This window comes from Lacticaseibacillus porcinae, from assembly GCF_003946305.1.
GTDB classification, from domain to species: domain Bacteria; phylum Bacillota; class Bacilli; order Lactobacillales; family Lactobacillaceae; genus Lacticaseibacillus; species Lacticaseibacillus porcinae.
Genome location: NZ_RHNS01000020.1, coordinates 12,444 through 33,811, shown reverse-complemented (window position 1 = coordinate 33,811; position 21,368 = coordinate 12,444). Strand labels below are relative to the sequence as shown.

The 21,368-nt window shown below is 46.9% G+C and carries 21 protein-coding genes and 1 pseudogene; 12 read left to right on the top strand and 10 right to left on the bottom strand.

Going from position 1 to position 21,368, the window contains the following annotated elements:
* Positions 1 to 206: 206 nt before the first annotated feature.
* The 8 genes from EKM92_RS11955 to EKM92_RS11920 all read left to right on the top strand — a co-directional run bounded on the left by EKM92_RS11955 (position 207) and on the right by EKM92_RS11920 (position 8,541).
* Positions 207 to 1,013, top strand: coding sequence for an ABC transporter permease subunit (locus EKM92_RS11955; protein ID WP_125711101.1), 807 nt, complete (start codon positions 207 to 209; stop codon positions 1,011 to 1,013).
* A 1-nt stretch (position 1,014) separates the two neighbouring features.
* Positions 1,015 to 1,719: an ABC transporter ATP-binding protein gene (locus EKM92_RS11950; RefSeq protein ID WP_125711099.1), complete on the top strand. Its 705-nt coding sequence runs from the start codon at positions 1,015 to 1,017 to the stop codon at positions 1,717 to 1,719.
* A gap of 3 nt (positions 1,720 to 1,722) precedes the next feature.
* Positions 1,723 to 2,934, top strand: coding sequence for an acyltransferase (locus EKM92_RS11945; protein WP_225420806.1), 1,212 nt, complete (start codon positions 1,723 to 1,725; stop codon positions 2,932 to 2,934).
* Complete coding sequence (locus EKM92_RS11940; protein WP_125711097.1) at positions 2,891 to 4,423, top strand: AMP-binding protein; 1,533 nt, start codon at positions 2,891 to 2,893, stop codon at positions 4,421 to 4,423. The genes EKM92_RS11945 and EKM92_RS11940 overlap by 44 nt, the downstream gene beginning before the upstream one ends.
* Positions 4,423 to 5,379, top strand: coding sequence for an aliphatic sulfonate ABC transporter substrate-binding protein (locus EKM92_RS11935; RefSeq protein WP_125711095.1), 957 nt, complete (start codon positions 4,423 to 4,425; stop codon positions 5,377 to 5,379). Before EKM92_RS11940 ends, EKM92_RS11935 begins: the two co-directional genes overlap by 1 nt.
* A gap of 155 nt (positions 5,380 to 5,534) precedes the next feature.
* On the top strand, positions 5,535 to 6,404 hold the full coding sequence (locus EKM92_RS11930; RefSeq protein ID WP_125711093.1) for a DegV family protein: 870 nt from the start codon (positions 5,535 to 5,537) through the stop codon (positions 6,402 to 6,404).
* A gap of 281 nt (positions 6,405 to 6,685) precedes the next feature.
* Positions 6,686 to 7,822, top strand: a complete 1,137-nt coding sequence (locus EKM92_RS11925; RefSeq protein WP_125711091.1) for a GGDEF domain-containing protein — start codon at positions 6,686 to 6,688, stop codon at positions 7,820 to 7,822.
* 167 nt (positions 7,823 to 7,989) lie between these two features.
* Positions 7,990 to 8,541, top strand: coding sequence for a TetR/AcrR family transcriptional regulator (locus EKM92_RS11920; RefSeq protein WP_125711089.1), 552 nt, complete (start codon positions 7,990 to 7,992; stop codon positions 8,539 to 8,541).
* Here the strand turns inward: EKM92_RS11920 and EKM92_RS11915 are convergent, their stop codons facing one another.
* Positions 8,542 to 9,408: a DMT family transporter gene (locus EKM92_RS11915; RefSeq protein ID WP_125711139.1), complete on the bottom strand. Its 867-nt coding sequence runs from the start codon at positions 9,406 to 9,408 to the stop codon at positions 8,542 to 8,544.
* Positions 9,409 to 9,604: 196 nt separating this feature from the next.
* Between EKM92_RS11915 and EKM92_RS11910 the strand changes: the two genes are divergently transcribed.
* Positions 9,605 to 10,267, top strand: a complete 663-nt coding sequence (locus EKM92_RS11910; RefSeq protein WP_125711087.1) for a TerC family protein — start codon at positions 9,605 to 9,607, stop codon at positions 10,265 to 10,267.
* A 49-nt stretch (positions 10,268 to 10,316) separates the two neighbouring features.
* Here the strand turns inward: EKM92_RS11910 and phnW are convergent, their stop codons facing one another.
* From phnW to EKM92_RS11875, 8 genes and pseudogenes are all read right to left on the bottom strand, one after another.
* Positions 10,317 to 11,459, bottom strand: coding sequence for a 2-aminoethylphosphonate--pyruvate transaminase (phnW, locus tag EKM92_RS13795; RefSeq protein WP_225420807.1), 1,143 nt, complete (start codon positions 11,457 to 11,459; stop codon positions 10,317 to 10,319).
* A pseudogene (phnX, locus tag EKM92_RS13790) lies at positions 11,460 to 12,209 on the bottom strand (phosphonoacetaldehyde hydrolase); the annotation flags it as partial.
* Between the two features lie 16 nt (positions 12,210 to 12,225).
* Positions 12,226 to 13,056: a PhnE/PtxC family ABC transporter permease gene (locus EKM92_RS11900; protein ID WP_125711083.1), complete on the bottom strand. Its 831-nt coding sequence runs from the start codon at positions 13,054 to 13,056 to the stop codon at positions 12,226 to 12,228.
* Positions 13,053 to 13,841, bottom strand: a complete 789-nt coding sequence (locus tag EKM92_RS11895; RefSeq protein WP_125711081.1) for an ABC transporter permease subunit — start codon at positions 13,839 to 13,841, stop codon at positions 13,053 to 13,055. Before EKM92_RS11895 ends, EKM92_RS11900 begins: the two co-directional genes overlap by 4 nt.
* 10 nt (positions 13,842 to 13,851) lie before the next feature.
* The gene (gene phnC, locus EKM92_RS11890) at positions 13,852 to 14,583 is read right to left on the bottom strand and encodes a phosphonate ABC transporter ATP-binding protein (RefSeq protein ID WP_125711079.1); all 732 of its coding nucleotides are present in this window, start codon (positions 14,581 to 14,583) and stop codon (positions 13,852 to 13,854) included.
* Positions 14,584 to 14,675: 92 nt separating this feature from the next.
* Positions 14,676 to 15,695, bottom strand: coding sequence for a phosphate/phosphite/phosphonate ABC transporter substrate-binding protein (locus EKM92_RS11885; RefSeq protein ID WP_225420804.1), 1,020 nt, complete (start codon positions 15,693 to 15,695; stop codon positions 14,676 to 14,678).
* A gap of 167 nt (positions 15,696 to 15,862) precedes the next feature.
* A complete protein-coding gene (locus EKM92_RS11880) occupies positions 15,863 to 16,528 on the bottom strand; it encodes a TVP38/TMEM64 family protein (protein WP_164509992.1) in 666 nt (221 codons plus the stop codon).
* Positions 16,529 to 16,589: 61 nt separating this feature from the next.
* On the bottom strand, positions 16,590 to 17,537 hold the full coding sequence (locus EKM92_RS11875) for an NAD(P)-dependent oxidoreductase (protein ID WP_125711073.1): 948 nt from the start codon (positions 17,535 to 17,537) through the stop codon (positions 16,590 to 16,592).
* A gap of 132 nt (positions 17,538 to 17,669) precedes the next feature.
* On the opposite strand from EKM92_RS11875, the gene EKM92_RS11870 reads away from it, so the two are divergent.
* Positions 17,670 to 18,845: an acetate/propionate family kinase gene (locus EKM92_RS11870; RefSeq protein WP_125711071.1), complete on the top strand. Its 1,176-nt coding sequence runs from the start codon at positions 17,670 to 17,672 to the stop codon at positions 18,843 to 18,845.
* Here the strand turns inward: EKM92_RS11870 and EKM92_RS11865 are convergent.
* Positions 18,842 to 19,423 carry a TetR/AcrR family transcriptional regulator gene (locus tag EKM92_RS11865; RefSeq protein WP_125711069.1) on the bottom strand — a complete coding sequence of 194 codons (582 nt, stop codon included), beginning with the start codon at positions 19,421 to 19,423 and terminating at the stop codon, positions 18,842 to 18,844. The two genes, EKM92_RS11870 and EKM92_RS11865, sit on opposite strands and share 4 nt — an antisense overlap.
* 92 nt (positions 19,424 to 19,515) lie before the next feature.
* Here EKM92_RS11865 and EKM92_RS11860 point away from each other — a divergent pair, with 92 nt between their 5' ends.
* Together EKM92_RS11860 and EKM92_RS11855 are read left to right on the top strand one after the other, a co-directional pair.
* Positions 19,516 to 20,424, top strand: a complete 909-nt coding sequence (locus EKM92_RS11860) for an NmrA family NAD(P)-binding protein (protein WP_125711067.1) — start codon at positions 19,516 to 19,518, stop codon at positions 20,422 to 20,424.
* Positions 20,425 to 20,512: 88 nt separating this feature from the next.
* Complete coding sequence (locus tag EKM92_RS11855) at positions 20,513 to 21,361, top strand: aldo/keto reductase (protein WP_125711065.1); 849 nt, start codon at positions 20,513 to 20,515, stop codon at positions 21,359 to 21,361.
* Positions 21,362 to 21,368: the final 7 nt, after the last annotated feature.

Sequence of the window (21,368 nt, the reverse complement as noted above, 5' to 3'; positions counted from 1 at the left end):
ACAAAATGCGATATCACGTCAAGATCACAGATTTCACAGCCATCAAGCGATCGCGTCGCTTTAATCACTAGATCTGAGCCACTGATGCCAATCAAGTCGAAACTATTTTCAGAAATTAATCAGGCTTTTAAGTTGGGTTTAAGTTTATTTGACTAATATTGGCAACATTAACAAAACCTAATTAAAAAATTTATGGAGATGACATTATGGATAACGCGACGGATCTGACCCGCAATCCCAAACAGCCACGCGCTTACAGTTTCAAACAACTGTTACCTTGGTTGATCCCAGTAGGCTTGATCATCATTTGGCAAATCGCAGGCAGCCTCGGTTGGATCTCAACGAAATTGTTGCCGACGCCTTGGTCTGTGATCCAAGATGGCGTGAGTCTTTGGCAATCTGGTGAACTGCAAAAAAACATGGGCATCAGTTTGTATCGTGCCTTAGTTGGGTTTGCGATCGGGGGTTCCGTCGGCTTTTTCTTCGGCATGCTTAACGGCTTATCTAAAACCGCCCGCGCGTTATTTGATTCCACCATTCAAATGTTGCGTAACATCCCTCACTTATCGTTGATCCCTGTGGTCATCATTTTGTTTGGGATCGGCGAAACGGCCAAGATCTCCTTAGTCACTGTCGGCGTCATGTTCCCGATTTACATCAACACCTTCCACGGCATCACTTCAGTTGACCCAGAACTGATCGAAATGGGTCGCGCTTATGGCTTATCCAAACGTGAAATGCTCACCAAAATCGTTTTCCCAGGGGCATTGCCAACTATCTTAGTCGGTGTGCGTTACGCCTTAGGGGTGATGTGGACGACATTGATCGTGGCTGAAACCATTAGTTCCACTAGCGGTATCGGCTACATGGCCACCAACGCCCAAGAATTCATGAACATGAAAACGGTGCTCTTATGTATCGTGATCTACGCCTTGCTTGGTAAAGTCTCAGACTTGATTGCCAAATTACTCGAAGACATTTGCTTAGATTGGCAAGCAGAAAGGAGCCGTTAACATGGCTGAACCTTTATTAACTTTAGAACGTATCGGCAAAGTTTACGGCGACAAAACCGCTTTGCACGACGTCAACTTCTCCATTTATCCAGGTGAATTCATCGCCTTAGTTGGGATGTCAGGCGGTGGGAAATCCACTATTTTACGATTGATCGCCCAACTGGAACAACCAACTTCCGGACAAATCAAATACGCAGATCCTGACATGGTGACCCGCGTGATGTTTCAAAATGACCGTTTATTGCCATGGATGACCAATGTTCAAAACTTGTCGTTTAAATCTAGTGATAAAGCCCAACAAGCACGTGCTAAAGCGATGCTTGAAACTGTCGGCTTGCAAGACTTCCCAGATTCTTACCCAAGTTCGTTATCAGGTGGCCAGAAACAACGCCTCGCTTTAGGTCGCGCGTTAATGGCAGATCCGCAGTTACTACTGCTGGATGAACCACTTGGTGCTTTAGACGCGTTGACCCGCCGTAAAATGCAAGACTCCATCACTGAAATTTGCCAACAACAACATCTCACCACCTTGCTCATCACCCATGATGTGGAAGAAGCCGCGCGAATGGCAGATCGGGTGATTGTGGTGAAAGACGGCACCAACGTTTATGAAGCAGACGGCGCTAAAGGGCAAGACGCCGCCACCATCGGGACCGTTTCAGAAGACGTGCTCAACGTCATTTTGAACACCCCACAGGAGGTTTGATCGTTGGCAACTGGCGTAAAGAAAAAGCGGAAATATTTATATGAAGTCGATGCCATGCGCATCATGTTCATTTTCGGGGTATTGCTGAATCACACCACCACAGCCTTTGCACAAAGTATGACTGATGCCACTGGCTGGGCACACATGTTGTTGCTGTCAACGCATTTAACCATTCACTTCACGCGCATGGGTTTTATGTTCATGACTGGCTTGGTGTTGACCTTAAACTACTATAAAAAAGACGACTGGCCGAACTTCTTTAAGAAACGTTTTGCTGGGTCTGGCTGGCCTTACTTATTATGGAATTTCATTTTGATGGTGTTTGCGTTGATCGTCGGCACCCCTGGGTTTTCTCTCAACAACTTCGCCTCAACTTATTACAGCGCGATCATTCACGGTGATCAATTCTACATGTACTACATTTTGGTCACCTTGCAGTTATATCTGCTGTTTCCATTTCTGGTGTGGTTATTCAAGAAATTCACTGGCCATCACGGTTGGATCTTAGGCATTAGCTTTGCCATTCAATTGCTGTTGATGTTTGGGATTAAATATGGACTGCCACATGTCGATCGCAGCAACTGGATCTGGTGGCTGCGCGCTTATGGCGTCAACGTCTTCACCTATCAGTTCTACTTCATCTTTGGGGCCTTCACGTCGCTACATTATCAAGCGATGGTCGCCTTCATCAAGAAACACGCCAAAGCCATCGGCACTGTCACCTTGGCGCTTGGCCTTGGCACAGTGGCTTATTACTTCTGGAACCGCGATGTCTTAGGCCTCAGCCACAGTAGTGCGGTATCCCCACATCAACCTTATATGTTGTTTTACGACACGATGATGATCATTTTCGTTTTTGGCGTCGGGAAGATCTACGACCGCTGGCGTAAAAAACATGTCGGCTCTTGGTTTGATCTGTTTGTGAAAAATGGCGCCAAAGTCTCATTTGGGATCTATTTGGATCAAACCATCGGCTTAACCTTACTCACTTACCTGTTAAAATTCACCCACTTCCCAGATTGGGCTTATGTCGCCTTGATCCCTGTCGGCTACGCATTAGTGTTAGGCGTCAGCTTTGGGATCGCGTGGTTCTGTTATAAAGTCGCACCGTTTGGCATTTTGATCGGGCGACCACAAATTCACTTGTTCAAAAAGAAAGGAGACAAAGCGTATGACCAAATTAACCACGCTTCTGTCCAATCAACTAAAGAATAATCAAACGCGCAACATCATTAAAGATGCCGCACTAGATCGCTGGTTTACTGGCGCTGAACTCCAACAAGACGTTGATCAACTGCAAAATCTATTCACCGCGATGAATCTTGGTCGCGGGGATGTGGTGTTAGTTTGTTTAGAAAACTCTGCCGTCTTCCCTGTCATCAACCAAGCAGCTTGGAATCTTGGGATCATCGTTCACCCGATCTCCCCAACCACTCCGATTGCCGGACTTAAAGCCGACTGGGCGCAATTCCAATATCCCTTGATTTTAACCACAGACGCTTTAGCTACCGCTTGGACCGATGACCGCTTTGCCAAATCACCGTTGCAAGTTAACACTGCCGCCATCCAAGTGATCGCTGACACCAAGCAATTAGAACACCGAACAGACGTTGATCACTCTGAAGTTCAAGATGAAGATCTCGGGTTGATTTTAAACACCTCAGGCACTACCGGCAAACCTAAGCGTGTCGGCTTATCTCATCGCATTATGTTAAACGCCGCCATCCATGATGCTGAGTCGAATCAGATGACTGAAGCAGACACGGCGATGATCATGATGCCAATGTTTCATATCAATGCCCAAGTGATGTCGACGTTGTCTTCTCGGGTGGCGAATGCGCGGATCTTGGTCACCCCAAAGTTTTCTGCTAGTCGCTTCTGGCAACAAGTTGCCGATAACCATGTCACTTGGGTATCTGTGGTGCCGACCATCGTCAGCTTCTTATTACTCAATGAGAAAGCCAACGCTGCATACGGCCGCTTGCAAAGCCAAATCAACTTGCGGTTTGTCCGCTCTAGCTCATTTGCCTTACCAGAAGAACGGCTACGCGCTTTTCAAGATCGCTTCCACACCTTAATTATTGAAGGCTACGGCATGACTGAAGCGTCAAGTCAGTGCACCACCAATCCCCATGACGCCCCTAAAATTGGTTCTGCTGGGATTCCTTTTGGCACAGATGTGAAGATCTTAGTGGCTGATCACTTCACTGACGCCCCTGGTGCTTTAGGTGAAATTGCCATCAAAGGCGATCATGTGATCACCCATTACTTAGATGACGAAAAACCAGAATCGTTCAAAGACGGTTGGTTTTTAACTGGGGATCTCGGCTACTTTGATGAAGATGGTTACTTATTTGTCAAAGGCCGCAAAAAAGAGATCATTTCTCGCGGCGGTGAAAAAGTCGCCCCAGCTCACGTCGAATCTGTGTTATCTGAATTACCATTCATCGAACAACAAGCCGTCATCGGCATGCCAGATGATCTTTATGGCGAAGAAGTGACCGCAGTGTTAGTTTCCACAACACCAGGGTTGCATGAAGCAGAACAACGCGATGAAATTCTCGCTTTTGGCCGCAGCCATTTGGCGAAGTTCGAAGCCCCAACGCGCGTGGAATTTGTCCACGAATTTCCGCGCAACACCACTGGTAAGATCTTACGTCCCCAATTGCGCGAACAATTACTCTCAGTAGGAGCCCATAACTAATGAAAAAGAAAAGTCTACTCACCATCCTTTTAGTTGTCATCGTCGCCGCTGTTGCTTGGTTTGGTTGGTCATCGACTCATCAAACCACTGCAACAAAGCTCACCACCGTCACCATCGGTTATCAAAAAGCCGATCCTGTCGACATTTCCCGCGCTCGCGGTGAGCTTGCCAAGAAGATGAAGGCCAAAGGCTACAAAGTGGTCTTCAAAGAATTCCAAGACGGCACCGCTTTGACCACCGCCTTGAAGTCTGGCGATATCGATTACGCCCGCGTCGGCGATGTGCCACCAGTCACTGCTCAAGCTAACGGATTAGACTTCGTTTATGTCGCCGCTGGCTCTGATAAAGTCCAAGGTTCAGGGATCGAAGTCAAGAAAACTTCAGGCATCACCAGCCTCGCTGATCTCAAAGGCAAAACCATCGCCTACACCAAAGGCACTTCCAGTCAATATATGTTGATCCAAGCCTTGAAAAAAGCCGGTCTTTCCACTTCTGATGTGAAAATGGTGTCCATGGATCAAGCCACTGCCGCCGTCGCCTTTGCCAAAGGCACCGTTGATGCATGGGCTAGCTGGGATCCTTACACCGCCACGGCAGAAGTCAACAATGATGCGACCTTGTTAGTTGATGACACTGGCTTAGCGAAAAACCGCGACTTCTTGATCTCCACTGAAACTTACGCCTCTAAAAACAAAGATATTTCGAAATTATTGACCAAGTATTTAGGTGAAGATATGACTTGGGCCAACAACCACAAGAGTCAACTGACCACCATGTTGATGAAGATGTTGAAGCTCAAGAAATCCATCGTCACCAAAATGGTCGACCGTCGGACTTACAGCTTCGGTAGCGTCACTGACAGCATTTTGAAAGAACAACAATCCATTGCTGATGTCTTCTATCAACAAAAAGTCGTCTCCAAAAAAGTGGATGTCACCAAAGCCACTGTGAAATAAACCTCTGAACGTTGGCACTATCCTGACAAGGTTAGTTCCAACGTTTTTTGATTTTCACGACGCATTCAGTGTCGCGAATCTACCCAACTTTCATTGCCTTTTTCATTGATTGGCGTATCATGGCCATATATGTCTTAAATTTTAAGGAGCCACTCATGTATCAATTATTGACAGATTCCGCATGTGATCTACCTTATCAAACCTTGAAAGATGCCAACGTCGACTTTGTCTCGATGCACGTCGATGTTGATGGGGTCGATCATGTCGATGACCTCGGTGAAACCTTTAAGTTGGATCAACTTTATGCCCAAATCGGACAAGGCGTCATGCCGACGACTGCCCAAGTGAATGTCGGCCAATTTGTCGACTTTTTCACCCCTTATGTCGAAGCCAATACGCCAATTTTATACTTAGGCTTTTCTAGCGGGTTAAGTGGCACGTTCAGTTCAGCTGAACAAGCTAAGCAGATCCTCCTTGAAGATCACCCCAAGGCAACGATCCGCTTAGTTGATTCGCTGGCTGCCGCTAATGGTGAAGGGTTGATGGTGTTAGATGCCATCGACCAACAACAAGCAGGTAAGTCATTAGACGAACTCGCTGACTGGTTGGAAGCCAATCGTTTGCGCTATCGTCAATGGTTTACCGTTGATGATCTCAATTACTTGTATCACGGCGGCCGCGTCTCAAAAACCTCTGCGACGTTAGGAACGTTACTCAACATTAAGCCAGTGATGGATGTCGATACCGATGGTCACTTACGCGTGGTTAAAAAAGCCCGATCGCGTCAACGCTCATTGCAAGCATTAGCTGACGAAACTCTTGCTGCGATTGCCCATGATCCGAAACATCGTGTTTTGATCGCCACCGCTGACGCTTCAGACGCCGCTGAAATCGTCAAAAAGCGGATCCTCGCCAAGTCCCCTGATACCCCGATCACCATCGGCCATATCGGGGCTGCGATCGCCAGTCACACCGGCTTAGGTTGTGTGGCTGTATTTTCATTAGATGCCAAGCCTCGTGCTTAAAGTTATTAATTTATTCCATAAATTTTTATCGAGACCTTTTTGCTTGTCACCGCAAACAAAAAGGTTTTTTATTGCAGGAATTCTTCAGAAGCGGCATTGAAGTGATCAGATTTGCGAAATATCACGACTTAGCACAAAATAGAGGCGTCTGTGTGGTATCATATTTAATCGCACCGCATAAAATTTTTCATCATATTTATTGACATATCGTGTATTTGCATTGACTATTGATCGTCATTCGGTCATGATTAAACGTTCAACTAGGAAAGGATGGTGAGTTCATGATCCGCATCAGCATTGCCACGTTGTTTTTAGTGGTGGTCGCCACTTTAGGGTTTATCAGTGTGTACGCTCAAATCGAAACTGGCACCAAGCTTCGCTTAGCCAAAAATCGCAGTTTATCTGCCTTTGAACAGCGCTTACCGCAAGTGATCTACATTTGCAGCATGTTGGTGTTGTTGCGGATCGTTAACTCTGCCACCACTGATTGGCTGTTTTGGGTGATGGTCAATTTACAATTGATCATCATGATGTACAGTAATTTATTGGTCACCAACTTAGCGGATTTCGTGGTGATCCAAGCAGTTGGCGTCACCATGTTTGCCACTGACGGCGGAATGAATTGGTTGACCACCCCAGCGTATTTATTAGGGTGTCTGGCTGTTTATGGTGAACGTTGGTATGGCAAGCGGCTCAAACAACATGAGTTTTTATATTTATTGCCACCGATCATTATTGGCGGGTTTTTCTGGGGCGTGGTGTTACTCAGTCGCAAGGCGTTGACGCCAAGTTTAGCCATCGTCAACTTTATTGGGTTTGCTTGGGCCTATTTCGCGTTATGGGATTTTGATCATTATCAACGTCGCGATCAGCAAGTGATCGCCAAACTCACTCGCGAAGTGCAATACGACGGCTTGACTCGTGCGCGGAATTGGACGATGTTTCAACGAGACTTCAACCATGCCTATTTGCAAAGCCAAGATGGCCCGATGGCGTTGATCGCACTTGATTTGGATCACTTTAAACACATCAACGATCATTATGGGCATTTGATCGGCAATCAAGCGTTAATGGCGGTTTCTCAAACCGTTCAAGCTTACTTACAAGCAGAAAATGCCGGTTATCAATTTTATCGGACTGGTGGCGAAGAATTTGCGATCATCTTACCAGGTGCCACCGAACAAGAATCCACAGCAATCGTTAAAGCTTGCCAACAACGTATTCGTAAAGCTTCTGTTCACGGTAGTTTTGGAGAATTTCACTTATCAGCGTCATTTGGATTAGCCTTGGCCAAACCCAGTGACGGCAATGCCACCGCCATGTTTAAACGCGCCGATCATTATCTTTACCAAGCCAAACGTGCTGGCCGCGATTGCATCACCATTGAAGGCGAAGCATTAGAAGAAGCTTCAGCGTGATGTTTAAAAGCCTTGGATCTCAATCAGATCCAAGGCTTTTTCAGTATATTTATATTGATTGGTAATCATACTATTTACAATACGATTAACAATAGCTTTCTCACAAGATTACTACTTTGCAGCGCTATAATAGCGGCAAAATCAATATGTTTTGTCGGAGGACACCTATGACGCAAGACTTACGGGTTCAAAAAACGCAGGCCGCTATTCATCAAGCCTTTTGGACGTTGTTGGCAACTCGCCCACTCACCAAAATCGCAGTGGCCGACTTGATCAATGAAGCGCAAATCGGCAAAGCGACCTTCTATCATCATTACGTTGATAAATTTGACTTGGCGCGCAAGCTTTGTGAACTCACTCAAGCGCCATTGATCGCCGTTTGTGCACAGCGAATCAACAGTCACCACTTGCAGACGTTATTTTTGCCGTTACCTGAAGGAATTTTACAAGACGCAACGCATTTGCGTTTGCTCGATACTGTGCAAACCCCTGAATTTAACGGTCAAACCCAAATGATCCAAGCGTTGCAGACTGCATTTCAACAGGCACTGACCACTCATGATCCCAAATTTCCCAACCCAACCACAGTCACGATGGAACTCGCGACCCTTTATCAACATGTGGTGATCGTGGATCTGATCGGCAATGGGCAACCAACAATGACGATACAAATGCAAGCAATCCAACAGGCGGTTGCCTTGCTTTTTCCCCAACCTTGATCAAATACGCTTTTTAAATAACCATAACCGGCGAAAACCGACTTGCATGATCACCAATGCGATCACGATCAGACTCCCGCCGATCACCAAGTCCCAAGTCATCGGCTCAAAGCCTAATGCCACAGAAAAGACGCTCCCGAACATCGATTCCGTCATCAACAACAACCCTGCTGGTGTCGGATCAGTGTAACGCTGACCGACCAGTTGTAAAGTTTGGGCCCCAAAGCTCGACACGATCCCTAAAATGATCACTGGCACCAAGCCTTGCAACCAATGGACTTGCGAATAAGTGTGGGTTTCAAACGCTAAACTATAAATCAACCCAAACACCCCTTGCGTTAGTCCTAACATAAACGCGATGATCCAAGGACTTGATTGCGTTGCTGACATCCCAAAGTAAACGATTTGTAAGGCATAAAACCCTGCTGAAATGATCGTCAACAAATCTCCAAGATGTAAACTCACCCCACGAGAGAACACCCCAGTGAGCACTGCCATCCCCAACATACAAATCACGATCGCGACATAGGCTTTGCGCTCAGGTTTTTGATGGAAGAACACCCACACGATAAATGGGATCATCACCACATAAATCGCTGTGAGAAACGCATTATTCGCCGGCGTCGTGTACATTAAGCCGATGGTTTGCAATTGATAGCCTAAGAAGTTGATGCCACCTGCGATCAAACCAATTTTTAAATCGCGTTTGGTCATTTGGTTAATGGTTTTATGGAAAAACGCATAAGCCAGTCCAGCATAAATGAACCCACGAATTGCATTGATCAATCCAGCATGCATCCCAGCGTTCGTCGCTTGCTTGCTAAAAATATACCCCGCACCCCAAATGATCGCCGCCAACAACAACATCGCGTTGGCTTTTGTTTTGGTCACTTGCACCTGATCTCCCCCATTCTTCTTTCACTGTATCATATCCCGAATCATTTGGTGTTTTTAATTAATTTTTTAGTATAATGTAAGAAACCACTGAGGAGGAGCCATCATCAACACGCTGATTAAACTTTACGCACCATTTTTTGAAGCTAGCGACTGGCATAGTGCCATTATGACCGGTACGGGACTGGCAACGATCGCTACATTAGCGGTCATGGAATGTTTGTTATCTGTCGACAACGCAGTGGTACTCGCTGCCCAAACTGCCAGTTTAAAAGAACCTAAGAAAGAACACGCCGCATTAATGTGGGGGCTGTGGGGCTCTTACATTTTACGGTTCATTGCCATTGGCCTCGGCGCTTATTTGATCAAGTTCTGGGCGATCAAAGCGTTAGGCGCAGGTTACTTACTATGGATGTCGCTGCATTTCTTTTGGGAACAACACAATCCCAAAGATGAAACGGTGCAAGCGGCCAAGCCACGTAGCTTTTGGGGCACCGTGGTCGCGATCGTTTTTTTAGACTTTGTGTTTTCGATCGATTCGATTTTAACGGCGTTAGCCATCGACAATAACCCGGTCATTGTATTGATCGGGGGGATGATCGGGATCTTGGCAATGCGGTTTGTTGCCTCTGGCATGATCGTCTTATTAGCCAAAGTGCCAGAACTTCTATACATGGCCTATGTGTTGATCGGCTTTATTGCCATCAAACTCGGGTTATCCCTGCCGGCCATTGGTATCGAAGTCTCCAATACCTTTTTCTCGATTTTCGTTTTATTGGCTTTTGTTTCAACCCTTGCGATCCATTGGTGGCGCAACCGCCGCAAGTCGTGAATCACACCTTCAAAAAGGTCGTCTGAATGATTTCAGGCGACCTTTTCGATTATTGTGAAACTGCTGCTGACGGTACCGCGTCAATTTTGGCGATCACTGCCAATAACTGTTGAATGTCTTCTGGATAGATTTCCCCGATATTCCCGATCCGGAAAGTCTTAGCCTTGGACACCTTGCCTGGATAAATAATGAAGCCAGCTTGCTTCAAGCTTTCATAAAAACGGCGGAAATCAAACCGATTGTCAGGATATTTAAAACTGGTGATGATCGGCGACTGCACAGCTGTCGGCAATAATGGTTCAAAGCCTAACGCCAACATACCGGCACGCAGCTGCTTTTCATTGGCAGCGTAACGGGTATGGCGAGCAGCGACGCCACCTTCTTCGATCAACTCATTTAACGCTTGACGAAACGCATATACCGTATGCGTCGGGCTGGTGAAGCGCCATTTGCCAGCTTCTGCTTCAAAGCAAGTCCATTGATCATACAAATCAAGTGACAAGCTCCGCGCATTGCCTTCAGTGGCTGCCAAGGTCAATTGCTTAGCTAGGACAAACGCAAACCCAGGCACTCCTTGAATACATTTGTTGGCACTGGAAATCAGGTAATCGACGCCAAGTTGGGTCACATCGATCGGCACCCCACCAAAACTCGACATAGCATCGACGATCGTCACGATCCCCATTTCCACAAGTTTAGGGATCAGTGGTGTCAATGGATTCAAGATCCCAGTGGTGGTTTCTGAGTGCACCATGGCAAAATGCGTCACCTCGGGATGCTGATTCAACACATTGAGGACTTTTTCTGCGGAAACAATTTGCGTTTCCCCAAAATCTAAATCCAAATGTTTGATCCCCAACCTTGTCGCCATCGTTGCCATTCGTTGACCGTATGCCCCATTCATCGCGATCAACAAAGTTCCATCCTGAGGCACTGCCGTTTGGAGCGTAGCTTCTACCCCAAAACTTCCAGATCCTTGCATTAACACGCTGGTGTAAAGTTCCGGATCAGCATGGCCCACGGCTAGTAACGCTTGGCGGATCGATTGGGTCAACACTTTATAGTCATCATCCCAAGTCCCATGATCGACTAACATCGTTTCTTTGACTGATGCGCTAGTGGTCAAAGGCCCTGGCGTCAATAACAACGGCACTTGCAACGCTTTTTGATCAAGAGATTCGATCAACGGCATTAAGTCTGCCATTGAATCAATGGTGTAATCAGCCCCAGCCTTGATGAACGTGTCGCGAGCGGCGGCTTTCAAACGAGATTGTTCACTTTCAGGCAGCGCTGTGAACTCAGCCTCTGACATGCCGATTAAATTACTCCCAACAACAACCCCGACGCTGATGGCATGTGCATTTTTACCTTCGAGAATATCGTTGACGGTATCGCCGACTTTGATCACGGATTGGGGATCATCGAGATGCAATTGCTTGATCGCAAAGGTCAACATATCTGCTTGTGGCCGCCCAACACCTGCCGTTAACTCAGACGTGACGTTAACTGTCGGGCGATAGCCTTGTTGATTGGCTAAAGGCAGCAATTGTTTGATCATGTCAGCGGTATAACCTGAAGTCGATGCGACAGCGATATGCTTAAGTTGTAAATAGGCACATAATGCTTGCATGCCAGGCTTTAGCTGCGCAGTTTCGGTTAACACCGTGCGGATCTCTTGTTGAAACTGTTGATAAACTTCTTGAATCGCCACATCGCGTTCGGCGTTATGCCCTGAGTGCAACCATGCGGCCCAAGTGTCTGGTTGGGCAAACAATTTTGCAATGTGTTCCGCTTTATCCAAACCAACATCGGCGCGAATCACTGCTTCTGGGACATCGATGCCAAAATGTGCAAACGCACGTTGAAACGCAACGATCGGGGCGCGACTGCCGTAATCGATCGTGGTGCCAGCCCAATCAAAAACTACTGCTTGAATTGCCATGGGTCCCTCCTATGGGTTAATCAATAAATTTGTGTCGTAATTTGGTCGAGATTACTTCAAGTACAAAGACAAAAGCTAAGATGTAGTACACGATCATCCCGACTTCATGAAAATTAAAATAAAAATTGCTGGCGACGAACAGTTGATAGCCGATGCCACCAGCACCAGCCGCAGCGCCAACCACGACAGCATTGGCAAAGTTGATTTCAAAACGGATAAAAGTCCAGCTCAACAATCGCGATGCCAATGATGGCAATACCGCTTGGCATAACACTGGTAACAAACCGCACCCGCCTGCTCGCAACGCTTCGATCGTTTGTGCTGGGATTTCTTCAATGGTGTTAGCAAATACCTTGGCGAGATACGCCACACTATGGAAGGTCAACCCCACCACTGCAGCATTAGGACCAAGGCCAAGGGCAACGGAATAAATCAACACCCATAAAATCGTTGGAATCGCCCGAACAAAGGCCATGACGCTTTTGGTGGTGAGGCATAACCAACTCGGCGCGATATTTTGGGCTGCCGCTAACCCGCACACCAACCCCAACCCTGCGCCAAGCACTGTGGTGACAAAAGCAAGTTCAATGCTGGCTAGCAACGCTTGGAACAACAACCCATGCGAATCGTTGCCGACGTTAGGGCTAAAGAACATCAATTGAAGATTAGCGATAAAGACTTTTGTCGCCGCCCACAAGTCAAAATGTGCCGGGATCACTGAAATCAACCCATAAATCGAAATCACCGCCAAGCCGATCACGAAGGCTTGCAAGGTTCGCGCCCGCCGATCAACAGGGTGTGGGGCTTTTTGGGTGGGTTCTTGAGATAAGGTCACAGAATCGATCATGTTAAACTCCTTTGAATATGGGTCGATAGCAACTCTAAGCTGATCACTAACACGATCAACACCACCACGACTAATCCCGCAGCAGGATAATTGATCGACTTAAAGTACAAATCAAACAAGAAGCCGATCCCAGTTCCTGTCAATAAACCCACTAAAGTCGCATCTCGCACATTATTTTCGATCATATAAAGTAGCCACTCGACTACCGGGGTCGCAATTTCAGGCAACAGTCCTTGCATGATCGCCACTGGACGACTGGTACCAGTGGCGATCAGCGCTTCGAGTTTACCAGTGTCAAAGTCTTCGATCGTTTCTAAAAATGCGCGAGTCAAAAAACCGAGGTTCATCAACCACAACGCTAAAAATCCAGTCAGTTCATTTTGCTTAAACGAAAACAGTAAGATCAACGCCCAAGCAATGATGGGAATATTACGCAATACCGATGCAAACCCACGAATGAAAAAGCTGATGCTCACATGGCGTTGCCCTAAGTTTTTAGCCCCGATCACCGCAAGCAACAAGCTGATCACACCAGCGACACCAGCAGCAGCAGTGGCAATAATGAAAGTCCGCCATAATTGAAACAACACCGCAGGCAACAACTTCAGCGACGTCGCCGTTGGCAAAAAGTTCTGCGCCATCCATAAAAACCCGGTTTGGACTTGCAACAACGCGCCTTGTTGAAACCCTAACGCGATGCTAGCGACCACATAGCTGACCAACAAGGCGATCAAGGTGAACAACATTACTTGTTGTTTGCGACGGAAAAAAGTGACAGGCGTCATGTTACCCTCCTTAGGCATAAATCGCTTGAATCTGAGCATCATTCAACTCTGCCGGTGTGCCATCGAAAACTTTACGGCCATGATTTAACGCGACGATATGATCTGCATAATCTGTGGCGATATCCACTTGATGTAAATTCACCACCACGATTAAATCTTTCTCATCTGCTAAACGTCGTAATATATCCATCACCAGTTTTGCCGATTTGGGATCAAGGCTGGCGATCGGTTCATCGCATAACAACATCTTAGGATGTTGCATCAGCGCTCGGGCGATCCCTACCCGTTGTTTTTGACCGCCAGATAAATGTTTACAAGCGGTATAAGCAAAATCACTTAACCCCATTTCCGAGATCAACGCCATGGCTGCCTGTTTTTCCTCAGCCGTGTAATGCGCCAACATCCCTGCAATGGTGGATTTCGCCCCTAAGCAACCATGTAAGACATTTTCTAAAACCGTGAGGGCATCGATCAAATTATAATTTTGAAAGATCATGCCAATGTCACGGCGGGCTTTTTGCAACTCACGTTTAGACAATTGCCGCAAATCAACATCATCTAATTGCACCGTGCCTTCGTCATCTTTCAGCAGTTGATTCAAACTTCGCAAAAGCGTCGTTTTTCCTGCACCTGAAGGTCCGATCACGGCAGTAATCGTGCCAGCATCTGCCACTAAGCTCACGTCTTGAAGCGACGGTTTGTCTGGCGTATAGCGTTTGGATAAAGCGGTAACGGTTAACATAAGGGCCTCCTTTTAGGCATTTTGCCTTTGCTGATCAGACTTATTGACCAAGCCTGATCGGCAAAAGCAGCGTCTTTGACGCTGCCGTTTGCTTACTTTCCTAAGACTTTGTGGGTAGGCGCATACCACTTGTCGCTGATGGCCATGAAGTGCACTTTTCCAGTTTGAGTGAACAACCCTGGCTTTTTCGCATCTGGCTTGGAGAAGAAAATTGGGTTATCAGTCGTCGATTGCGCAGTCAGTGCCTTAATGATTTTTTCGCGATCTGCTTTTGAAACAGTTTTGTCGTTGATCGCTAACGGTTCGTTTTGCACTTGGGCCACCGAGATCGCTACAGATTCTTGACCTTTGGCTTTATCTAATGGCGCTGGCGCATCATCATTGATCTTGAAAATCGCCCCAGCTTTGGTCGCGTCATTGGTGAATTTCCCATAGTTGACCAAATCGATATCATCAAAGGCTGCGACATCCACATCCCCGTTGAATAAGTTCACGGCAGAACCTGGGTGAGATTGGCCGTAAAGCACTTTATCAAAGAAGCCACCGCCTTGTTGCAAGTCGGCTTTCTTCACGCCGTTAGCCGCTGCGATCGCCCCTGCAGGTACCGCAAAGCCAGAAGTGGAAGTGGCAGACACAAAGGAGATCTTTTTGCCTTTGACAGTCTTCAATGAGTAGCTACCGCCGACTTTGTAACTGTCTGCTTTAGCTTTGGGTACCATCACATAAGAGTTGTAATGAGCGTCTTTTAAGGTGCCTGATTCACCAGAATAAGTCACTAATGGGTTCACGGCACTGTTTTGCTTGCGTGCTTCGATGTAAGAATCTGGTCCTAACAACCCGAGCTGAGCTTTACCAGAAGCCAATGCTTGAATGGCGACGTTGTAGTCAGTAGTCGTTTGCACATTGATTTTTTTGCCAGTCGCTTTGTGCAAAACCTTGGATAATGCGGTGCGCACAGGCGTCATTTCTTTGCTGGATTCAGAAGGCAAAAACACCACTGTCAAAGTTTTACTGCTGGTTTTGTCCGCATGGGTCGTTTTGCTGGAACAACCAGCCGCAACGGCGATTAAGCTTAAAGCTGCAGTGGCAGCCAGAATATGTTTGATCTTCAAAATGGTCTCCTCCATAAAGTTGCTGTCATATGATACTGACTTAGTGTATCGACACCGTGTAAAAATTTGACCTATTTGATGTGTTGGTTGTGAAAAGCTTCTTGTGATTTTGTAAAGCTCTGGTATATTGTCGATACAAAAAAACGCCGCCTAAAAATCAGACGACGTTACTTCACATTCAATTCACGTTTGCGATCACGATGGATCACCTCCACCACTAACGCACTGGCTGCGATCAACCCGATGGCGATCACCAAGCGCCCTGGTCGCAGGCGCAAGGCCGCATCCCCACCAAAGGCATAAAAGAAAGCGGTCGGTAAGCTCCCTAAGGCGATCAAACTATTCCAAGCTTTACGTGGCAAGTGCAATTCTCCCGCCGCTAAATGCACCAAGGTATTGGGGACAAACGGCACACTATAGCCCAACAAAACCCCAAGTTTAGGATGTTGTGCCTTCATTAAATCATCTAATAAACGCGAGCGTTTCGGCGATTGGTGACGCAATTCGATGTGATCGATCAACAACGACCCGACATAATTGCCTGCAGTTAAACCGATCACGTTCACCACAAATCCCAGCGGTGCCCCTAAACACACCCCGTTAAGCACCGCAATCACTGAATTGGGAGCCCCTGGGATCATCGATACTGCCGCTAATACCAAAATCAGCGGCACCACTGCCCAAAGCCCGGCACCACGAAACATCGTGATAAACTCTGCGCGGTTAAACGAAGTGATCCCTTTTAAACTGTGCCAATAATGCCAAATCACCACGACCAACATCAATATGGCAATCACGCTAGCGATCAGGCGTATCCGTTGTTTGCGGCTCATAACATCCCTCTTTTCCATCTGGGAGTAGTGTACCGCAAATCTCAGTGAGTATCTACTCACACTACAAAATTCGATTCAAAGATTCTCCAATTACAAAAGCCGAAATATCGTCTGCCACGATTTTAACTAACCGTTGTCGCGTTTCTAACCCGCGCCAGCCGATGTGTGGGGTGACGATCACGTTGTCTAATTGAAATAGCGGACTATCCGCTGCTAATGGTTCACTTGCTTGCACATCTAAGCCTGCCCCAGCAATGTCATGATGTTGCAACGCCTTGATCAACGCTGGTTCATCGATCAAGCCACCGCGTGCAGTATTGATCAAAAAGGCCGTCGGTTTCATCAACTGTAACGCTGATTCATCGATCAAATGTGTGGTTTGCGGCGTCAATGGTAAGTTCAACGATACAAAATCACTGTGTTGTAGCAAGTCTGTTTGAGTGGTGAAGTGAATGCCGTCGCGATCGTCACGTTTGGTACGCGTGGCCACTAAGATCTTCATGTCCATCGCTTGGGCAATTTTGATCAAAGCTTGGCCAATGTGACCAAAACCGATGACGCCTAAAGTTTTACCATTGAGTTCAACATGCGGCACCATTAAATGATCGGAGAAATTGCGTTGGTCGCCGTGAGCTAACATCGCCAATTGAATTTGCATGCTGCTGGCAAGATTTAACATCAACATCAATGCTGTGTCAGCCACACGTTCGGTAGAATAAGCTGGCACATTTGCCAAAGCAATGTGTTTAGCCTTCAAGGCATCCAAATCATGGTTATTGTAGCCGGTGCCGGCTTCCACGACTAATTTCACCGAATCGGGGAACTGCGCCACAATTTCACCTGGTAGCGGCATTTCTTTGGTCACCACCACCTCTGCGTCTTGGACGCGCTCAACGATCCGCGCATTTGTGCTGTGATCAAAAACTTTGACCGTTTCGCCAAGTTGTTGCCAGTCCATCGCGTGATCATAATTCACCACAGCGCCATTGAGTACCACGATTTTTGTCATGTTGCACCTCCATTGATTTAAGTATACGGCGGGAAGATACCAGGCACAATTTTTAAGCCTAACCCAGAAATTGACAGCGCTTTAATCCGCATGTGATAATGGCTTTAATCAACAAAAAAGGAAGTGCGCCTGATGCCAAAAATTCTTGCGATCAATGCTGGCAGTTCCACCTTAAAATGGAAACTTTTTGCGATGCCTGAAGAACAAGTCTTAGCTAGCGGTTTGATCGATCGCCTCGGCCAAGCGCGCTCAACGGTCAAAGTCAAATTCGCCGATCAAAAACTTTCATTCGATACCCCGATCAAAGACTTTCATGAAGCTGTTGTTGATGTGATGGAACGGCTGAAAGACTTACACCTCGTCGCGCATTTGCATGAAATCAAAGGCGTTGGCCATCGGATCGTGGCTGGTGGTGAACACTACGCCCAAAGTGTGCAGATCACACCGGAAGTGTTAGCAGACATCACCGAACTCGGCCACTTTGCCCCATTACATAACCCAGTCCAAGCGAAATATGCGGAAATTTTCAGTCGCTTAATGCCTTGGGCAGTGCAAGTGGCAGTATTTGATACTGCCTTTCATCAAACCATGCCACCAGAAAACTATTTATACAGCATTCCTTATGACTATTACCAACGTTTTGGCGCGCGTAAATATGGTGCCCATGGGACTTCGGTGCGCTATGTCACCCAGCGCGCGGCCCAATTGTTTGACTTTGAAAAGTTGATCGTCATGCATTTAGGTTCAGGGTCCAGTGTCACCGCTGTACAAAATGGTAAAGTCATCGATACTTCCATGGGCTTCACTCCACTCGCTGGTGTCACCATGGGCACCCGCAGCGGGGACATTGACCCCAGCCTATTAGCCTACTTAATGGATCAGCTGGACTTGCAAGATATTCATCAATTGATCGAGATCTTAAACCACAAATCCGGTTTACTAGGCTTGTCGCAATTGTCTGCTGATCAACGCGATTTAGAGGCCGTGGAAAATGAAAATCCCCAAGCCAAGCTCGCCTTAACGATTTACGCCAACCGCGTCGCCAAATATGTCGGCAGTTTTGCTGCTGCGATGAACGGCGTTGACGCGTTAGTGTTCACTGGTGGCGTCGGGGAAAATGGTGGTGAAATGCGGGCGAAGATCATGGCACACTTAAGCTTTTTAGGCGCGACGATCGATCCAACCAAAAATCTTGCCCGAGGACGTGAAGTCGACTTATCGACCCCAGGATCCTCAGTTGCCACTTGGGTGATCCCGACTAATGAGGAATTGATGATCGTTCGAGATGTGCAAGCACAACTACCTTAAGCGTGGATGCCTTGCCAGATCACCGCAAAAATATCGTCAAAAGAGTACGCATCTGCAGCATACACGCCGCGTTGCACATTCAGCGAATGAGTATGGATCACTGAGAACACCAATGACATCAACACACTGATCGGCGCGTTTTTTAACGCGCCTTTTTGTTGCGCGCTGTGATATAGCTCAGTCACCAAGTTTTGGGTGTTGTCTTCATTCAAAAAAGGATTGTTGTCGTATTGACCGAATAAGAACTTGATCTGCTGAATCAAGGTCAAGCCATCCGGATGGCGCATGGCATCTTGATAAATCGCACGAATATAAGCTTTTACTCGGACCTCGATAGGCAAGCTTTCATCTGCCACCCGCTTTAAATCACCAGTCGCTTGAATTCGTTTGATTTCGCGATGGTAGACGCTCAACAGCAACGCCTCTTTATTTTTGAAATACAAATACACGTTAGATTGCGAGATCCCCACCTGTTTGGCGACTTTCACTGTGGAAACGCCGGCGGCCCCATCTTTTAAAATAATGGCGGCAGTGGCGTCTAAAATTTTGGTTGCTTTGGTTTCATCTTTTGTTCGCATAAAAAAAGTGTACAACAGTTGACAAAGATAAGTCTATCTTTTATGATGACGAAGTTAAAAAGATAATCCTATCCGTTAAAAGGAGACTCACCATGAAAATCACATTAGTAGGCTCTGTTGGCAATATCAATCGCTTCGTCATCCCACGTTTGGTTCAAGCAGGACACCAAGTCACCGTCATCACCTCAAACGCAGAACGTACCGCGCAAATTCAAGCCCTCGGCGCAACCCCTGCAGTTGGCAACATGGCCAACCAAGCCTTTTTAACGCAGACGTTTGCAGGTGCCGATGTTGTATACCTGATGATTTCAGGCACCGATCCAGATTTATTTGGCAGCGCCAAACGCCTAGGTGATATTTTTGCAGGCGCTGTCAAAGCTGCTAAAGTCCCACAAGTCGTCAACTTATCCAGTATCGGCGCGCAAGATCCTGACAGTGGCACCTTATATGCTTATCACTTCATTGAAGACGCCTTAAGCACTCTTGAGGCAGATGTAGCCTTTGTCCGGCCAGTCGGATTTTACAATAATTTATTTGCGAACCTCGCGACCTTGCATCAAAATCATACGCTTTATGCCAATATTCCAGCGGCAATCACCCGCAAAATGGTGGCTCCAAGCGATATCGCAGACGTCGTTTATGACGTGATCACCAACTGTCCAGCAGGGAAAACGATCCGTTATGTGGTTTCAGATACTTTCACTGGCACCGACATGATTGATGCATTCAGTCAAGCATTAGGGTTTGACGTACACTTTGTCGAGATCTCAGACGCCCAATACGCCGAAAACTTACGTCATGCTGGGATCCCTGAAAGTATCGTCAAACCTTTTGTCGCAAGCACTCAACATCAACGGCACCCGGAATTAATGTATGCTGATCTCGCCAACCAACCTGTGATCAACGGCCACGTTAAACTTGCTGATTTTGCTACCAGCTTTGCTCAGGCCTTCAACGCTGGCGATCAAGCCCCTAAAGCCCATACCGTTGCTAACAAATAATCCCACACTTTTTTCTGCAGTGATGATTTAACAGTCGGAAGCGGTTACGCTATACTGAAGTTAACGACACTCAGAAAGCAGGTGAACAATGTTACCCACATTTGATTTATGCGATACGGCAGTGCCAGCGTTAGGCATGGGCACTTGGTATTTAGGTGAAGGGGATGCTGCCAGAAGTCAACAAGAATTGACGGCATTACGTTATGGTTTAGATCATGGTATCACCGTGATCGACACGGCGGAAATGTATGGCGAAGGCGCTGCCGAAACCTTAGTCGGTCAAGCCATTGCCCCTTATGATCGTCATCGCCTCTTTTTGATTTCGAAATTTTATCCGTGGCATGCCACTGCCAACCAAATGAAAAAATCTTTGGAAGCTAGCCTCACGCGTTTAGGTACCGATTATTTGGACCTTTACTTATATCATTGGCGTGGTAACACCCCACTTGCTGAAACCCTTGCTGGCATGGCCGCTTTGAAAAAAGCCGGTTTGATCAAAGCTTACGGCGTTTCCAATTTTGATGTCGCCGACCTCAAAGAAGCGGCCCGCCTGCCATATGGTGATGGGATCGCCGCCAATGAAGTGTTGTATAATCTCAAGGCCCGCGGGATCGATTACGACTTGCGCGCTTATCAAAAAGCGCATGGTCAAAGTTTGATCGGCTATTCACCATTTAATTCTGGCACCGGGAATACGATCGTTTTACCACAAGATTTAAAAGACCTTGCCACTGCCAAACACATCACCACGCACCAGCTCATGTTAGCATGGACTTGGCGCCATCACGATGTTTTGGCGATTCCTAAAGCCTCAAGCTTCGATCATGTTCAAGCCAATCTTAACGCGATGCAGGTGACGTTCACTGCAGACGAACTGGCGTTGATCGATACCGCATTTCCAAAACCGTTGCACCATGTCCCTTTGGCTATGATTTAGGAGGAAA

What these genes read in the sequence shown, in the direction of transcription:
- EKM92_RS11955 (WP_125711101.1), top strand. Translation starts at nt 207, where the DNA reads ATGGATAACGCGACGGATCTGACCCGCAATCCCAAACAGCCACGCGCT.
- EKM92_RS11950 (WP_125711099.1), top strand. Translation starts at nt 1,015, where the DNA reads ATGGCTGAACCTTTATTAACTTTAGAACGTATCGGCAAAGTTTACGGC.
- EKM92_RS11940 (WP_125711097.1), top strand. Translation starts at nt 2,891, where the DNA reads ATGACCAAATTAACCACGCTTCTGTCCAATCAACTAAAGAATAATCAA.
- EKM92_RS11935 (WP_125711095.1), top strand. Translation starts at nt 4,423, where the DNA reads ATGAAAAAGAAAAGTCTACTCACCATCCTTTTAGTTGTCATCGTCGCC.
- EKM92_RS11930 (WP_125711093.1), top strand. Translation starts at nt 5,535, where the DNA reads ATGTATCAATTATTGACAGATTCCGCATGTGATCTACCTTATCAAACC.
- EKM92_RS11925 (WP_125711091.1), top strand. Translation starts at nt 6,686, where the DNA reads ATGATCCGCATCAGCATTGCCACGTTGTTTTTAGTGGTGGTCGCCACT.
- EKM92_RS11920 (WP_125711089.1), top strand. Translation starts at nt 7,990, where the DNA reads ATGACGCAAGACTTACGGGTTCAAAAAACGCAGGCCGCTATTCATCAA.
- EKM92_RS11915 (WP_125711139.1), bottom strand. Translation starts at nt 9,408, where the DNA reads ATGTTGTTGTTGGCGGCGATCATTTGGGGTGCGGGGTATATTTTTAGC.
- EKM92_RS11910 (WP_125711087.1), top strand. Translation starts at nt 9,605, where the DNA reads ATGACCGGTACGGGACTGGCAACGATCGCTACATTAGCGGTCATGGAA.
- phnW (WP_225420807.1), bottom strand. Translation starts at nt 11,459, where the DNA reads ATGCCGTTGATCGAATCTCTTGATCAAAAAGCGTTGCAAGTGCCGTTG.
- EKM92_RS11900 (WP_125711083.1), bottom strand. Translation starts at nt 13,056, where the DNA reads ATGATCGATTCTGTGACCTTATCTCAAGAACCCACCCAAAAAGCCCCA.
- EKM92_RS11895 (WP_125711081.1), bottom strand. Translation starts at nt 13,841, where the DNA reads ATGACGCCTGTCACTTTTTTCCGTCGCAAACAACAAGTAATGTTGTTC.
- phnC (WP_125711079.1), bottom strand. Translation starts at nt 14,583, where the DNA reads ATGTTAACCGTTACCGCTTTATCCAAACGCTATACGCCAGACAAACCG.
- EKM92_RS11880 (WP_164509992.1), bottom strand. Translation starts at nt 16,528, where the DNA reads ATGAGCCGCAAACAACGGATACGCCTGATCGCTAGCGTGATTGCCATA.
- EKM92_RS11875 (WP_125711073.1), bottom strand. Translation starts at nt 17,537, where the DNA reads ATGACAAAAATCGTGGTACTCAATGGCGCTGTGGTGAATTATGATCAC.
- EKM92_RS11870 (WP_125711071.1), top strand. Translation starts at nt 17,670, where the DNA reads ATGCCAAAAATTCTTGCGATCAATGCTGGCAGTTCCACCTTAAAATGG.
- EKM92_RS11865 (WP_125711069.1), bottom strand. Translation starts at nt 19,423, where the DNA reads ATGCGAACAAAAGATGAAACCAAAGCAACCAAAATTTTAGACGCCACT.
- EKM92_RS11860 (WP_125711067.1), top strand. Translation starts at nt 19,516, where the DNA reads ATGAAAATCACATTAGTAGGCTCTGTTGGCAATATCAATCGCTTCGTC.
- EKM92_RS11855 (WP_125711065.1), top strand. Translation starts at nt 20,513, where the DNA reads ATGTTACCCACATTTGATTTATGCGATACGGCAGTGCCAGCGTTAGGC.